The sequence below is a fragment of the Kribbella sp. NPDC049174 genome, from assembly GCF_043197365.1.
Taxonomy (GTDB): Bacteria; Actinomycetota; Actinomycetes; order Propionibacteriales; family Kribbellaceae; genus Kribbella.
This window is the reverse complement of sequence record NZ_JBICSZ010000008.1, coordinates 181,448-195,607: the sequence shown is the minus strand read 5'-3', so window position 1 is coordinate 195,607 and position 14,160 is coordinate 181,448. Positions and strand designations below refer to the sequence as shown.

Here is a 14,160-nt window from a genome sequence, read left to right as displayed (position 1 = left end):
AATTCGGACTGTCACCGCCATCCCGTACCCTCTATAACCATGCGCGTCAGGGAAAAGGACGACCGGGGAGTCGTCCAATCTGTTGTTCTGTTCCTAGGGGTGAGCGTGCTGTCGGGGGCGTTGGCCGCCGGTCTTGCCATCCCGTTCGCCGGCCTCGCCGGGTTCACCACCGAGAAGACTTCAGAGACCCTGCAGGACCTGCCGCAGCAGTTCGACGAGGTACCGCTCAAACAGAAGAGCACCATCCTGGCCGCCGACGGCAGTCTGATCGCCACGCTTGCCGAGCAGAACCGGGTGCCGGTCAAGCTCAGCCAGGTCGCGCCGATCATGCAGAAGGCGATGGTCGCGATCGAGGACGACCGGTTCTACGAGCACGGCGCGCTGGACCTCAAGGGCACCCTGCGCGCGCTGCTGCGGAACCAGTCCGAGGGCACCGTGCAGCAGGGTGGTTCGAGCATCACCCAGCAGTACGTGAAGATGAGCCTGGTCGAGAAGGCGAACACGCCCGAGGAGGTCGCGGCCGCGACGGCCGAGACGTACCAGCGCAAGGTCGCCGAGCTGCGCTACGCGATCGCGGTCGAGAAGGAGTACTCGAAGAACGAGATCCTCGAGAAGTACCTGAACCTGGCCAACTTCGGTGACGGCGCCTGGGGTATCGAGGCCGCCTCCCTGCACTACTTCCAGGTGCACGCGTCCCAGCTGACCCTGCCGCAGGCGGCGCTGCTGGCCGGCCTGGTGAAGAACCCGACCGGTTACGACCCGACCAACGACATGAAGCGCGCCAAGGACCGCCGCGACGTGGTGATCCGCCGGATGCTCGAGCTCAAGGTCATCTCGCTCAGCCAGGCGAACTCCGCGCTCAAGACGCCGGTGATCGACCTGACCAAGATCCGCCCGAACAAGCTCGGCTGCGCCAACTCGAAGTACCCGTTCTACTGCGAGTACGTCGTCGCGCAACTCAAGCAGAACAAGGCCTTCGGCAAGAACGAGACCGACGCCGGCAACTACCTCAAGACCGCCGGTCTCACCATCCGTACGTCGCTCGACCCGAAGATCCAGGCCGCCGCGCAGAAGTCGATCAACGAGCACTCGAAGGCGACCGACCAGGCGATCGCCGCGATCACGATCGTCGAACCGGGCACCGGCCTGGTGAAGGCGATGGTGCAGAACCGGACGTACGGCAACAAGCGCGGCCAGACGTCGTACAACCTGAACGTCGAGAAGTCCTACGCCGGCGGGTACGGCGGCTTCCAGAACGGTTCGACGATGAAGGCCTTCACGATCGCGGCCGCGATCCAGAAGGGCTTCCCGCTCAACTACAAGATCAACTCGCCGGACCGGATCGACCTGAGCGGCAAGAAGTTCAGCACCTGCAGCGGGACCACCTCGGCGCCCAGCTACACGCCGGGCAACTCCACCCAGAACGTGCCCGTTCCGACCATGATCCAGGCGGCGCAGAAGTCGACCAACACCTACTTCCTGCTGCTTTCCCAGCAGGTCGGCCTGTGCCCGATCGCCAAGATCGCCTCGTCCCTGGGCCTGTACGACGCACAGTCCGGCGGCGCGCTCGATCAGGTCGTGTCCATGACGCTGGGCGTCGGGTACGTGACCCCGGTGCAGATGGCGAGCGCGTACGCCGCTTTCGCCGCGCGTGGCATGTACTGCAAGCCGTGGCTGGTCACCGCGATCAAGGGCCCGAACGGCAAGGCGATCAACGCTCCCGGCGCCGACTGCAAGCAGGCGCTGGCTCCTGAGGTTGCCGACGGCGTCAACGCCGTACTGCACCAGGTGATGGAGCCGGGCGGTACCGGTGCGAGGCTGAAGTTCGGCAGGAGCGACCTGGCCGGCAAGACCGGAACGATCACCGACAACGAGGCCGTCTGGTACGCCGGCTATTCGAGCAAGCTGGCCGCCGCCTCTGTCGTCGCGGACGCGTCCCTGCCGTACCGCAACCTGATCGGCCAGACGCTCGACGGCAAGAAGATGACCGACGCGTCCGGTTCGGGTACCGCGGGTCCGCTGTGGCAGACGGCGATGGAGGGCGCGCTGGCCTACTACCCGACGACCAAGTTCGTCGCGCCGTCGGACAAGACCGTCCGCGGTGACGTGAAGGATCTGCCGTTCGTGAACGGTATGAACCCGGAGGACGCGGCCAACAAGATCCGGCAGGCCGGTTTCGAGGTCGCGATCGCGCCCGGCACGGTGAACTCCGAGGAGACCGCCGGCACGGTCGCCTACACCACCCCGCGCCAACGCGAGGGCGCCCCCGAAGGCTCGACCGTCACCATCCACATCTCCAACGGCACCCAGAAGAACCAGCCGAGCACCTCGACCACCCCACCGGCGACGACCACGAAACCCCCGGGCAAGCCGCCGACCACGATCAACCCGAACTGCCCACCGTGGAACCCGAAGTATCCGAACTGCGGCGGTAGATAGACCAAGTAGATAGACCAAAGGGCCCCATCCGTGGGGCCCTTTGTTCGTCAGGCGCCGAGCTGGCGTTTCACCTCGGCGGAGACGACGGCGCCGTCGGCCTTGCCCTTGGTCTTCGGCTGGAGGGCACCCATCACCTTGCCGATGCCGCGGGGGCCGAGCTCGGCGGCGCCGGTGGCGGCGATGGTCTCGGTGACCAGGGCGACGATCTCCTCCTCGGAGAGCTGCTCGGGGAGGTACTCGGCCAGGATGTCCGCCTCGGCCTGTTCCTTGTCGGCGAGCTCGGGCCGGCCTGCGTCGCGGTACGCGGTGACGGACTCGCGGCGCTTCTTCGCCTCCGCACTCAGCACGTCGACGATCTCGGCGTCGCTGAGCTCGCGGGCCTCCTTACCGGCCACCTCCGCCTTGGTCACCGCGGTGAGCGCCATCCGCAGGGTCGATTTGCGGATCTCGTCACGCGCCTTGAGGGCCGCGGTCATGTCGTCGTGCAGCCGCTGCTTCATACCGGAGTTGGACATACCAGAGATTGTGGCAGGCTGGTGAAATGAGTTTGAGCGGGCTTGCCACCACCACCCTGAAGGCCACGGCGGTCGTCGGCGCCGTGGGCGCCGCCTGCGTCGCGTACGCGGCCGGCATCGAGGTGCGCTGGTTCACGCTGCGCCGGGTGACGGTCCCGGTGCTGCCGGAGGGCAGCACCCCGCTGAAGGTGCTGCACCTGTCCGACCTGCACCTGATGCCGACACAGGAGCGCAAGATCAGCTGGGTCAACGACCTGGCCGCGCTCGAGCCCGACCTGATCGTGAACACCGGTGACAACCTCTCGCACGAGAGGTCGGTGCAGCCGCTGCTACGGGCGTTCGGCGACCTGCTCGACGTACCGGGTGTGTTCGTGTTCGGCTCCAACGACTACTGGAAGCCGCACTTCAAGAACCCGGGCAAGTACCTGCTGCCCGCACACAAGCAGCGGCACAAGCCGCACGGCCCGGACCTGCCGTACGAGGAGATGCGCCGCGCCTTCACCGACGCCGGCTGGACCGACCTCAACAACGCGAAGGCGACACTGAAGGTGAACGGCCTGCGGCTGGACTTCGCCGGTACCGACGACCCCCACATCAAGCGCGACCGGTACTACGAGGTCGCCGGCGAGGTGGACCCCGGGGCCGACCTGTCCATCGGCGTGACGCATGCGCCGTACCAACGAGTCCTGAACGGTTTCGTCGGCGACGGGTACCCGCTGGTCCTGGCCGGTCACACCCACGGCGGCCAGCTCGCGGTGCCCCTGTACGGCGCCCTGGTGACCAACTGCGACCTGGACACGTCCCGGGTGAAGGGCATGTCCACCTGGGGTCACAACGGCCGCCAGGCGGCTCTGCACGTGTCCGCCGGGCTCGGCACCTCGCCGTACGCACCGGTCCGTTTCGCCTGCCGGCCCGAGGCCACATTGCTCACGCTGGTCCCACGAATTAACCCGATTTCGTCCCAGCCGCACGCGCATGTAAGCTAACTCCGGCTTCGGGCTGTGGCGCAGCTTGGTAGCGCGCTTCGTTCGGGACGAAGAGGTCGCAGGTTCAAATCCTGTCAGCCCGACCAATCGAGGGCGGTGACTCCGGTCACCGCCCTCGTGCTGTTTCCCACCGACCTACGCTGATCTCATGCAGCGCGTGGAGTTGGGTGAGGTCGACTACGAGGTCGCGGCCAAGGAGATGCGGGGCTGGGTCGAGGAGCGGGTCGAGGGGGCGGCCGGGGATCGGTTGTTCTTACTGAGTCATCCGCCGGTGATCACGTACGGGCCGCGGACGGTGCCGGCCGATCTGCCTGCGGAGACGGCCGAGATACCGGCGGTGGCGGTGGACCGGGGCGGGTTCGCGACCTACCACGGGCCGGGACAGCTGGTCGGCTATCTGGTCATCGACCTGAAGCAGCGCGGTCCGGTGGACATCGTGCGCTGGGTGGAGAACGGGCTGATCGAGGCGCTCGGGTCGCTCGGCTTCCCAGTGGTACGACGGGACACGCCGAAGGGTGCGAGCAGTCTGGTCGGGGTGTGGACCGAGGACGGCCGCAAGCTGTGCTCGATCGGGATGCGGATCCGGCGCGGTGTGACCAGTCACGGGTTCTCGGTGAACGTCGATCCGGACATGTCGGTGTTTCACACGTTCACGAGTTGCGGGCTGCACGACGTCACGATGGTCTCGCTGGCCGAGCTGGCGGCGGAGCGTGGTGGGCCGGCTCCGACGGATTCCGACGTACGGGATGCGATTGCGCGATCGCTTGGCGCTGCCTGAGTCGGTAGCCTGCGGCATTGACGTCCTCCCCGGCCATGAACGACGGGGATTTCAACGACTACGCGGAGGTAGCGTGTTGAGGTTCACGCTTCGGCGAGACCCGTACGGGCGTCTCTCGGCGTGCGCTGACGGCCCGTCCGGCCGCGATGTTGACTGCCGCGTTCACGTCCGCGTTCGCCTGGTGTCCGCAGGCTGCGCATCGGAAGACCGCTTGGTTCTTGCGGTTCTCCGGTGCGCAGTGCGCGCAGACGCTGCAGGTCTGCGACGTGTACGCAGGATTGATTCTCTCGACCCGTCCCGCGGCTTTATGCTCCAGGCGCTGAACGAGCAGTCCCCACCCGTTGGCGAGGATGCCGCGGTTGAGTCCGGCTTTGGCGCGGCGACGGTTCGGCAGATACCTGTCCGGTCGTTTGGGGTCTGGATTGGGCTTGGGGCGCCTGGTCATCTGCGCGACCCGCAGGTCCTCGACGCGGATGACGTCGAACCCGCGTGCGAGGTCGGTGCTGGTCTTCTCGACCCAGTCCTTGCGGCGATCGCCGGCGCGGGCGTGCAGTTTCGCGATCGCAGTCTTCACCCGGCGGCGGCGGTTGGAGCCGCGACGGCACCGGGCGAGCCAGCGTTGCAGGTGCTTCAGGCGTATCTGTTCGGTCTCCGACAGCCCGGGGCAGGTCAGGCGTTCCCCGGTGGACAGAGCCGCCGACACGGTGACGCCGCGGTCCACGCCGACGACCTCGCCCGTGCCCGGTGCGGGGATCGGCGGCGGGAGGACAGCGAACGCGAGGTGCCAGCGGCCGACCCGGTCGCGGGTGATGCGGTACGACTTTGCGTCGGGAATCGCACGAGACAGCCGCAGCCGCACCCAGCCGACCTTCGGTACCAGCACCCGCGCCCACTTCCGGCTCAGCTGCTCAACACGGCCCGCCTGGGAACCGACGATGCGGAATCCTTCGTGCAGTCCGGCTTTGCGCCAGGTCGGTTGCCGGTGGGTGCCTGCGTGGAAGTTCTTGACGGCCTGGTCGAAGTCCCGCAGGGCCTGCTGCTGCACGGTCTGCGACCCTGCGCGCAGCCAGCCGAACGCGGTCCGCGCCTCGGTCAGTTGCCGGGCCTGCTCGACGTACCCAGGCGTCGCGCCTTTGTCGCGGGTCCACATCGACCACTGCTCGAGCGCCAGGTTCCACACGTACCGAGCGTGCCCGCATTGCTGCAGCAATGCCGCCTGCTTCGCGGGAGTCGGGTACAGCCGGAACCGGGACATGGCACGTACTCAATCAGCCGGGACCGACAGTCCCCGATCTCCGAAGGGAGGCAGTCGCGGCTCCTCCCCAATCAGAAGACCGAGGTATCCCGCGACCAGTCAGATGGGCCATGACAGGCCTGCCAGCGAGGACGAGGACGACGGTCGGATGCCCGAGGATCTCGAGGCCGTTCTGGAAGCCGCCGACGAGGAAGAGGCCGAGGAGGCGGACGAGGGGCGGTTCGACGCGCCGCCGTTGCCGCCGGTGCTGATCCTCGCCGTCGTCGGGCTGTTGTGCGGGTTCGCGACCATCGCGCTGGTGTGGCTGAGCGAGCGCGGTTGCGAACGGGTCCGCGACACCTCGAACTGCGGTGCCCTCGGCCTCCCGCTGCTGGTGCTCATCGTGGTGGTCACCATCGTGCTCGGCGGACTCGCCCTGAGCCGGCTGGCGATGCCGCACCCCCGCCTGGTGGCGTTCCTCGGCGTCACCTTCATGCTGATCCTCGTCCTCGCCTTCCTCACCGAGAACCTGTCGTCACCGTGGACGCTGGCCGTCGTACCGGTGCTGACCGCGATCACCTTCCTCGTCGCCAACCTCGTCGCCCGACTGCTGGAGCGTGCCGATGCCTGACCTGCCCGTCTACGACTGCCCTCGTACGCTGACCGCGCCCAGCCTGGACGGGACGCTGACCGACCCGGCCTGGGAGATCGCACCCTGGACCACCGACTTCGTCGACATCAGCGGCGACGGGCCGTCCCCGCGGTTCCGGACCCGGGCGAAGCTGATGTACGACGACCAGTTCCTGTACGTCGGTGGTCTGCTCGAGGAACCACACGTCTGGTCCACGATGCGGGAGAAGAACACCAAGCTGTTCGAGGAGAACAACTTCGAGCTGTTCCTCGACCCGGACGGCGACGGGCTGAACTACTACGAGTTCGAGATCAACCCGCTCGGCACGATCTGGGAGCTGACCCTGCCGAAGCCGTACGTCGACGGCGGCGTACCGGTGGACCCCACCAACCTGCCCGGCCTGCGGACCGCGCTGCACATCGACGGCACGCTGAACGACCCGTCCGACACCGACACCGGCTGGTCGGTGGAACTCGCCGTACCGTGGGCCGACCTCGCGTCGTACAACGAGGGCCGGGCGACGCCACCGAATCCGGGTGACGAATGGCGGATGAATCTGATGCGCTGTGAGTGGCCGCACGAGGTCGTCGACGGCGAGTACGTGAAGGGGACCGAGCTGAGCTTCTGGGTCTGGTCGCCGCAGTACGTGGTCGACATGCACCGCCCGGACCGATGGGGCGTACTGCGCTTCTGAGCCCCGGTGACGGGCCGTTAACACGGCCGGGAGACAATGAGGTACGTGGACTTCGGGGGTGACGACCTGTACGACGACCAGGTCGTGAGCGCCATCGAGCGCGCCTGTGACACCGACCCCCGGGCCGCGCTGCGACTGGTAGCCGAGTACTCGGGCTACTGGTGGTCGCACGGGCTGCAGGACGAGGCTGCGGCGGCTGCCGAGCGAGTGCTGAGCATGCTCGGCCGGACCGTGCCTGTGGGGCTGGACGAGGAGTACCTGCTGGCAGTGCTCCACGGAGCCGCGTCGGCTGAGCAGGAGCAGTTGGAGCTGGCCCAGCAGATCGTGGTCGCCACGACGGGGCCGTTCCGGTACTCGGTGACCGTGCTGCTGTGGGGGCTCGTGTTCGGGCCGTTCGAGTCCGCCTCGGCCGTCGAAGAGGTACTGGCGCGAAACGAGGACGGTGACGCCTGGGCCAGGGCAGCAGTCGAGCTGTGCCGCGGCTATCCAGGTCTGACCGCCGCCACCCCAGGTGACGCCGCTCAGGCCCTGCGAACGGCGCTGGGACGCTTCCGGATGCTCGACGACCGCTGGGGGATGTTCCTGGCGCTCACCGCGCTCAGAGACATCGTCGACGACCCGGTCGACGTCATCAGCGAGGCCCTCGAGCTGGCCGAGAAGCTCCGAGCGGACGACGAGTCCGGGCTCCTCCTGTGCCAGCGCGGTGAGCTCTACCGCCACCATGGTGACCTGGATGCGGCCGGCGAGGACTTCAGCTGGGCGCTGGCTCTGGCTGAGCACGCTGACCTGCCGGAGACCGCTGCCGCCGCCCACATCGGGCTGGCCCGGGTCGCCCGCGGCAGTGGCGACCTCCTGACAGCCAGAGAGCACTTGGCCGTCGTCCTGTCCCGCGACGCCGAAGAGCTGGAAGACGCCCGCTACGAGGCGCTGCACGAGCTGAACCTGCTGATCAACTCCGAAGCCTCCGCGTAGGGCCCGCCCACATACCGCTGTGGTCCCCTGTCACATCCTGTGGCAGTGGCCACAGGAGGTGGCTCTCGCGGGAGCCACACATGGCTGGTTAGAGTCGAGATCGACCCAGCCCTGACACTGCAACGGAGCAGCCGGATGGACAAGACGTACGACTCACCGCAGGCCGCGGTCGACGACATCGGCGACGGCGCGAGCCTCGCGGTCGGCGGCTTCGGGCTGTGCGGCAACCCGATGGAACTGATCAGCGCCCTGCACGACAAGGGGGTGACCGGCCTGAGCGTGGTGTCGAACAACTGCGGTGTCGACGACTGGGGTCTGGGCATCCTGCTCGCGGACAAGCGGATCGCCAAGATGACGTCGTCGTACGTCGGGGAGAACAAGGAGTTCGCCCGGCAGTTCCTGTCCGGCGAGCTCGAGGTCGAGCTGACCCCGCAGGGCACGCTGGCCGAGAAGCTGCGGGCCGGCGGCTGCGGGATCGCCGCGTTCTTCACCCTGGCCGGTGTCGGCACCCAGGTCGCCGAGGGCGGGCTGCCGCAGAAGTACAACGCGGACGGCTCGGTGGCGAAGGCGTCGGAGCCGAAGGAGACCCGGGAGATCAACGGTACGACGTACGTGCTGGAGGACTCGATCACCACCGACTTCGGCCTGGTGCACGCACTCAAGGGCGACACCCACGGCAACCTGGTGTTCGACCGGAGCGCGCGCAACTTCAACCCGCTGGCCGCGATGGCCGGCCGGGTCACGATCGCGCAGGTCGAGGAGCTGGTCCAGCCTGGTGAGCTGGACCCGGACGAGATCCACCTGCCCGGTGTCTACGTGCAGCGCGTCGTTGCGGTCGGCAAGGACATCGAGAAGCGGATCGAGAAGCGCACGGTGCAACCCCGCGAGGCGTACGAGGCCGCCCGCGAGAAGCTGGAGGCCTGAGATGCCACTCACCCGTGAGCAGATGGCCGCCCGCGCCGCCGCCGAGCTGGAGGACGGCTCGTACGTCAACCTCGGCATCGGCCTGCCGACCCTGGTGCCGAACTACATCCCGGACGGCGTCACCGTCGTCCTGCAGAGCGAGAACGGCATCCTCGGCGTCGGCCCGTACCCGGTCGAGGGCGACGAGGACCCGGACCTGATCAACGCCGGCAAGGAGACCGTCACGACCTTGCCGGGGGCATCGTTCTTCGACTCCGCGCTGTCGTTCGGGATGATCCGCGGCGGCGCGATCGACGCCGCCATCCTGGGCGCCATGCAGGTGTCGGCCACCGGCGACCTGTCGAACTGGATGATCCCGGGCAAGATGGTCAAGGGCATGGGCGGCGCGATGGACCTGGTGCACGGCGCCAAGAAGGTGATCGTGCTGATGGAACACGTGGCCAAGGACGGTTCGCACAAGATCCTCGAGGAGTGCGACCTGCCCTACACCGGCCGTGGCGTGGTCAACCGGATCATCACCGACCTGGCCGTGCTGGACGTCACCGAGGACGGCCTGAAGCTGGTCGAGCTCGCCGACGGCGTCACCTTCGACGAGCTCCAGTCCAAGACGGGCGCACCCATCAAGCAATGAACCGCACGCCGTGATGCCGGCCGAGCCGCCGCCGATCAGGCGGCTCGGCCGCCGGCTGACTGTCCACATGCGCGAAAGACATCTGTCACCCCTGGCGAAAGTCGGGTATGACGGGACGCATGGAATTGGACGTGTTCGTGATTGGCGGCGTCGGGATCGACACGATCGTGCGGGTGCCGACGTTGCCGCTGCCCGCGGTGGAGACCATCCACGTCGATCCGGTCGAGTCGTACGTCGGCCACACCGGGCACGGCGTCACCCTCGGCTGTCACCTGCTCGGCCTGCGCGCCGGTCTTGCGGACGTGATCGGTGACGACGACGAGGGCGACCGCATCCGGCACCTGTACGACGGCCTCCGGATGCCACTGCACGTTGCACTCCACCCCAGCGGCACGCGCCGGTCGGTCAACCTGGTCGCACCGGACGGGCAACGCCTCGCCTTGTACGACGCCCGGCACCCGGCCGGACTGCGGGTCGACCCGGATCTCTGGCGGACGAACGTCGTACGCGCGAGGCACGTGCACGTCTCGATCATGGACTTCGCCCGGGACGCCCTGTCCGACGCGCTCGCCGCGGACTGCACCGTCTCCACCGACCTGCACGACTGGGACGGCCGGAACGGCTATCACAAGGACTTCGCGACGTCCGCCGACATCGTGTTCGTCTCCACCAGCAACCTTCCGGACGACGCCGTCGACTGGATCTTCGCCAACGGCCGGGCCGAGGTCGTGGTCGCGATGGCCGGTGCCGACGGCAGCTACCTGCACGTCCGGGACCAGGCGCCACGACACATCGGCGCAGTCCAGCTCCCCGACCGGCCCGTGGTCGACTCCAACGGCGCCGGCGATGCCTACGTCGCGGCGTTCCTGGCCCGCCGGCTCGACGGCGTCAGCTGGTACGACGCCGCCCTGGCCGGATCCATCGCGGGCGCCTGGGCCTGCGGCTCCCCCGGCACCCACACCGACCTGATCACGGCCGAGGAGCTGGCTGTTCGAAGCAGAACGATCGGATGAAGCAGTCGCGCGGCTGACGAACGGCGAACAGAACGCAGTCGACGACGGACGGCGCGGTGAGGTCGGCGCCGGTCTCCCGGCGGCCGTCCTGGACGAAATCCGGCGGGAACAGGGAGATCACCCGGATCCCGTCCGGACGCAGTCGCTCCGACAGGATCTCGGCGTACCCGGCCTGGGCGTGCTTGGCCGCGTAGAACGCCGGGTGGGCTGGTGAGCGGTGGTGGCCGACTTCGCCGGCGGCGGAGATCAGGGTGACGATGTCGGCGCGATTGGATGCCCTGAGCAACGGTAGGAGCCGTTCGGTGAGCAGGATCGTGCCGGTCGCGCCGCCCGCGATCGTGTCGACCATATCCGCCGGTGACGGGGTGCCGGCCAGGTAGCGGGCGCCGCTGTTCACGAGGACGTCGAGGCGATCGACGGTCAGACGCTCGATCGACTTCGGGTCGGCGAGGTCCAGGACGGCAGGCGTTGCGTTGCCGCCGGCCGCTTCGATCTGGGCGACGGTCTCCTCGGCGGCGGACTGGATCCGGGCGGTGGCGAGGACGTGGGCGCCGTGAGCGGCGAAGGCGAGCGCGAGTTTGCGGCCGGTGTCGCGGCCTGCTCCGGTGACGAGGACGTGTGCTCCGGTCAGAGTCATGCGCCGGATCGAAGCACTTCAAGTCGGGTCGAAGTCAACCGCGGGTCATCGGGGGGTGCAGGGTGGTTGCTGTGCCGCGGCGGAAGAGTTGGGCCGGGCGGCCGCCGTCGCGGGTGGTGGTGCCGCCGGATGGTTCGACGAAATCCGGGGTCTTGGTGACCTTGCGATGGAAGTTGCGCGGGTCGAGCGGCGTACCCCAGACCGCTTCGTACACCCCGCGCAGCTCCGAGATGGTGAACTCGGGCGGGCAGAACGCGGCGGCGAGCGGCGAGTACTCGAGCTTGGCCCGGGCGCGCTCGACCCCGTCGGACAGGATCCGGTGGTGATCGAAGGCGAGTCGCCCCGGATCGGCCAGGACCTCCCCGGCGGCGACCCATCTGGCCGACGCCGCGTCCGATCCCGCGACCGGCGCGGGCAGGTCCGGCACCAGCGCCAGGTAGGCGACGCTGACGACCCGGCCACGGGGGTCGCGATCGGGAGCGCCGTACGTCGCGACCTGCTCGAGGTGGATCCGGTCCGAGGACAGGCCGGTCTCCTCCGCGAGCTCGCGGCGGGCGGTCTGCTCGAGGTCCTCGTCCGGCCGCACGAACCCGCCCGGCAGCGCCCAGCGGCCCTGGTACGGCGCGATCCCCCGGCGGATCAGCAGCACCTGAAGGGCGCCGTCGCGGACGGTCAGGATGACCAGGTCGGCGGCCAGGCCGAGCGGTACGAAGTCCATGGCACAGCACTCTAATCGTCACATTGACGAAAAGCGATCCGACCATTATCGTCAAACTGACGACAAAGAGGAGAACGACCGATGGCAGACATCACCCGGTTCCGCTTCATCAGCCACCTGCGGGCCAACCCGACCACCCACGTGCGGCACCTGCGCAACGGCAAGCTCGTGCACGACGGCGCCGGCCAGGCGTTCTGGTTCCGCGCGCTGAACTCGTCGCTGAGCGAGATCCCGGTCGACGACCGCGAGCAGCCGCTGCTGTTCCACGGCCGGACGCAGGACTTCCAGGACGTCGCCGTCCAGGCGACCGTCACCTACCGGGTGACCGACCCGGGGCTGGCCGCGGTCCGGCTGGACTTCGGTATCGACCCCGACACCGGGCTGTGGCGGTCCACGCCGCTGGAGCAGCTCGGCGGCCTGCTGACCGAGCTGGCGCAGCAGACCGCACTCGACCTGCTGGCCCGGATGAGCCTGACCGAGGCGCTGTCCGAGGGCATGAGCGCGCTCCGCCAGGCGGTCGGCACCGGGCTGCGCGCGGACCAACGGCTGACCGGTCTGGGCATCGGCGTCGAGGATGTCCGCGTGGTCGCCGTACGGGCTGAACGGGACGTGGAGAAGGCGCTGCAGACTCCCACCCGGGAGATGGTGCAGCAGGCTGCGGACAAGGCGACGTACGAGCGGCGGGCGATGGCGGTCGAGCGGGAGCGGTCGATCGCGGAGAACGAGCTGCAGAACCAGATCGAGCTGGCCCGGCGTGAGGAGCAGCTGGTCAACCAGCGCGGTCAGAACGAGCGGCTCCGGGCGACCGAGGCGGCCGCGGCCGGGCAGATCGAGACCGCGGCCGCCGCTGGACGTCAGCGCGCACTGAGCGAGGCGGAAGCCGACGCCAAGCGGGTCATCGGTGCAGCGGCGGCCGCCGCCGAGAAGGCGATGCTGGACGCGTACGCCGAGCTGGACCAGGCGACCATCCTCGCGATGGCGATCAAGGAGGGCGCGCTGCCGGAGATCGGCACCCTGAACCTGACGCCGGACCTCATCACCCCGCTGCTCACCCGGCTGACGGAAGCACGATGAGCCTGCCACCAAGGGCGGTGCTGGTGCACCGGGCGACCGAGCTCACCGAGCTGGTCGCCCGGCACGGGACGCGGCAGCAGGCCGGGTTCTTCCTGGCCGGCCGCGGCCGCGATCTGGCGGAGCTCGACGCCCGCCACCAGGCCCAGCAGGAAGCGCTGGCGATGGTGTCGGCCGCGATCCCGCTGGACTGGCGGCGTGCTGTTGCTGAGCGCAACGATTTGGACCGGTTCGGGTTCGGGCCGGAGGACGTGGTGATCGCGGTCGGCCAGGACGGTCTGGTCGCGAACGTGGCGAAGTACCTCGACGGTCAGCCGGTGATCGGCGTGGACCCGGAGCCTGGCCGCAATCCCGGCGTACTGGTGCCGCACGAACCGGCCGCGATCGCCGACCTGCTGCGATCGGATCTGTCCGCGGCCGCCGAGCTCCGGACGATGGTGGCCGCCGGCACCGACGACGGTCAGCGACTCCTTGCTCTCAACGAGGTGTACGTCGGCCACCGGACCCACCAGTCGGCCCGCTATCGGCTGCTCTCGCCCGATGCCCTGGAAGAGCGCCAGTCGTCGTCCGGCCTGCTGGTGGGAACGGGCACCGGCTCGACCGGTTGGTGTCGCTCGGCCTGGCAGGAGCGGCACAGTCCGCTCACGTTGCCGACAGCAACCGAGTCGACACTCAGCTGGTTCGTCCGCGAGGCCTGGCCGTCGCCGGCGACCGGCACCTCCTGCACCGAGGGCCTGCTGAAGGCGGACCAGCGCCTCACCGTCATCGCCGAATCCGACCTGGTGGTCTTCGGCGACGGCATCGAGTCCGACACCCTCGCCGTCAGCTGGGGTCAACGCCTCGACCTCACCGTCGCCGAAACCCGCCTCCACCTGATCAGATGACCCCTTCTGCACGCCGCCCCACCGGGGTCACAA

15 protein-coding genes and 1 tRNA gene are annotated in these 14,160 nt (G+C 68.7%); 12 read left to right on the top strand and 4 right to left on the bottom strand.

What is annotated here, in order from left to right; translation table 11 throughout:
* Positions 1-39 precede the first annotated feature (39 nt).
* Positions 40-2,439, top strand: a complete 2,400-nt coding sequence (locus ACGFIF_RS32975) for a penicillin-binding protein (RefSeq protein ID WP_393159996.1) — start codon at positions 40-42, stop codon at positions 2,437-2,439.
* A gap of 47 nt (positions 2,440-2,486) precedes the next feature.
* Here ACGFIF_RS32975 and ACGFIF_RS32970 read toward each other — a convergent pair whose 3' ends face one another.
* Positions 2,487-2,954, bottom strand: a complete 468-nt coding sequence (locus ACGFIF_RS32970) for a GatB/YqeY domain-containing protein (RefSeq protein WP_393159995.1) — start codon at positions 2,952-2,954, stop codon at positions 2,487-2,489.
* Positions 2,955-2,980: 26 nt separating this feature from the next.
* On the opposite strand from ACGFIF_RS32970, the gene ACGFIF_RS32965 reads away from it, so the two are divergent.
* The 3 genes from ACGFIF_RS32965 to lipB all read left to right on the top strand — a co-directional run bounded on the left by ACGFIF_RS32965 (position 2,981) and on the right by lipB (position 4,718).
* On the top strand, positions 2,981-3,940 hold the full coding sequence (locus tag ACGFIF_RS32965; RefSeq protein ID WP_393159994.1) for a metallophosphoesterase: 960 nt from the start codon (positions 2,981-2,983) through the stop codon (positions 3,938-3,940).
* 9 nt (positions 3,941-3,949) lie between these two features.
* Positions 3,950-4,026 (top strand) — tRNA-Pro (locus tag ACGFIF_RS32960).
* 62 nt (positions 4,027-4,088) lie between these two features.
* Positions 4,089-4,718, top strand: coding sequence for a lipoyl(octanoyl) transferase LipB (gene lipB / locus ACGFIF_RS32955; RefSeq protein WP_393159993.1), 630 nt, complete (start codon positions 4,089-4,091; stop codon positions 4,716-4,718).
* 58 nt (positions 4,719-4,776) lie between these two features.
* Here lipB and ACGFIF_RS32950 read toward each other — a convergent pair whose 3' ends face one another.
* Positions 4,777-5,973 (bottom strand): RNA-guided endonuclease InsQ/TnpB family protein, encoded by a 1,197-nt coding sequence (locus tag ACGFIF_RS32950; protein ID WP_393159992.1) that lies wholly within the window; start codon positions 5,971-5,973, stop codon positions 4,777-4,779.
* Between the two features lie 148 nt (positions 5,974-6,121).
* On the opposite strand from ACGFIF_RS32950, the gene ACGFIF_RS32945 reads away from it, so the two are divergent.
* From ACGFIF_RS32945 to ACGFIF_RS32920, 6 genes are all read left to right on the top strand, one after another.
* Positions 6,122-6,583, top strand: coding sequence for a hypothetical protein (locus ACGFIF_RS32945; RefSeq protein WP_393159991.1), 462 nt, complete (start codon positions 6,122-6,124; stop codon positions 6,581-6,583).
* Positions 6,576-7,277 carry a carbohydrate-binding family 9-like protein gene (locus tag ACGFIF_RS32940; protein WP_393159990.1) on the top strand — a complete coding sequence of 234 codons (702 nt, stop codon included), beginning with the start codon at positions 6,576-6,578 and terminating at the stop codon, positions 7,275-7,277. The genes ACGFIF_RS32945 and ACGFIF_RS32940 overlap by 8 nt, the downstream gene beginning before the upstream one ends.
* A gap of 45 nt (positions 7,278-7,322) precedes the next feature.
* Positions 7,323-8,249 carry a hypothetical protein gene (locus ACGFIF_RS32935; protein WP_393159989.1) on the top strand — a complete coding sequence of 309 codons (927 nt, stop codon included), beginning with the start codon at positions 7,323-7,325 and terminating at the stop codon, positions 8,247-8,249.
* Between the two features lie 135 nt (positions 8,250-8,384).
* A complete protein-coding gene (locus ACGFIF_RS32930; protein WP_393159988.1) occupies positions 8,385-9,173 on the top strand; it encodes a CoA transferase subunit A in 789 nt (262 codons plus the stop codon).
* Between the two features lies 1 nt (position 9,174).
* Positions 9,175-9,804 (top strand): CoA transferase subunit B, encoded by a 630-nt coding sequence (locus tag ACGFIF_RS32925; RefSeq protein ID WP_393159987.1) that lies wholly within the window; start codon positions 9,175-9,177, stop codon positions 9,802-9,804.
* A 119-nt stretch (positions 9,805-9,923) separates the two neighbouring features.
* Positions 9,924-10,817: a carbohydrate kinase family protein gene (locus ACGFIF_RS32920; RefSeq protein ID WP_393159986.1), complete on the top strand. Its 894-nt coding sequence runs from the start codon at positions 9,924-9,926 to the stop codon at positions 10,815-10,817.
* Here ACGFIF_RS32920 and ACGFIF_RS32915 read toward each other — a convergent pair.
* Together ACGFIF_RS32915 and ACGFIF_RS32910 are read right to left on the bottom strand one after the other, a co-directional pair.
* Positions 10,774-11,454, bottom strand: a complete 681-nt coding sequence (locus ACGFIF_RS32915) for an SDR family NAD(P)-dependent oxidoreductase (protein WP_393159985.1) — start codon at positions 11,452-11,454, stop codon at positions 10,774-10,776. The genes ACGFIF_RS32920 and ACGFIF_RS32915 overlap by 44 nt on opposite strands.
* Positions 11,455-11,488: 34 nt before the next feature.
* Entirely contained in the window at positions 11,489-12,172 is a 684-nt protein-coding gene (locus tag ACGFIF_RS32910) for an NUDIX domain-containing protein (RefSeq protein ID WP_393159984.1), read from the bottom strand.
* 81 nt (positions 12,173-12,253) lie between these two features.
* On the opposite strand from ACGFIF_RS32910, the gene ACGFIF_RS32905 reads away from it, so the two are divergent.
* Together ACGFIF_RS32905 and ACGFIF_RS32900 are read left to right on the top strand one after the other, a co-directional pair.
* Positions 12,254-13,246, top strand: a complete 993-nt coding sequence (locus tag ACGFIF_RS32905; RefSeq protein WP_393159983.1) for an SPFH domain-containing protein — start codon at positions 12,254-12,256, stop codon at positions 13,244-13,246.
* Complete coding sequence (locus ACGFIF_RS32900; RefSeq protein WP_393159982.1) at positions 13,243-14,127, top strand: hypothetical protein; 885 nt, start codon at positions 13,243-13,245, stop codon at positions 14,125-14,127. The genes ACGFIF_RS32905 and ACGFIF_RS32900 overlap by 4 nt, the downstream gene beginning before the upstream one ends.
* The last annotated feature ends 33 nt before the right edge of the window (positions 14,128-14,160 follow it).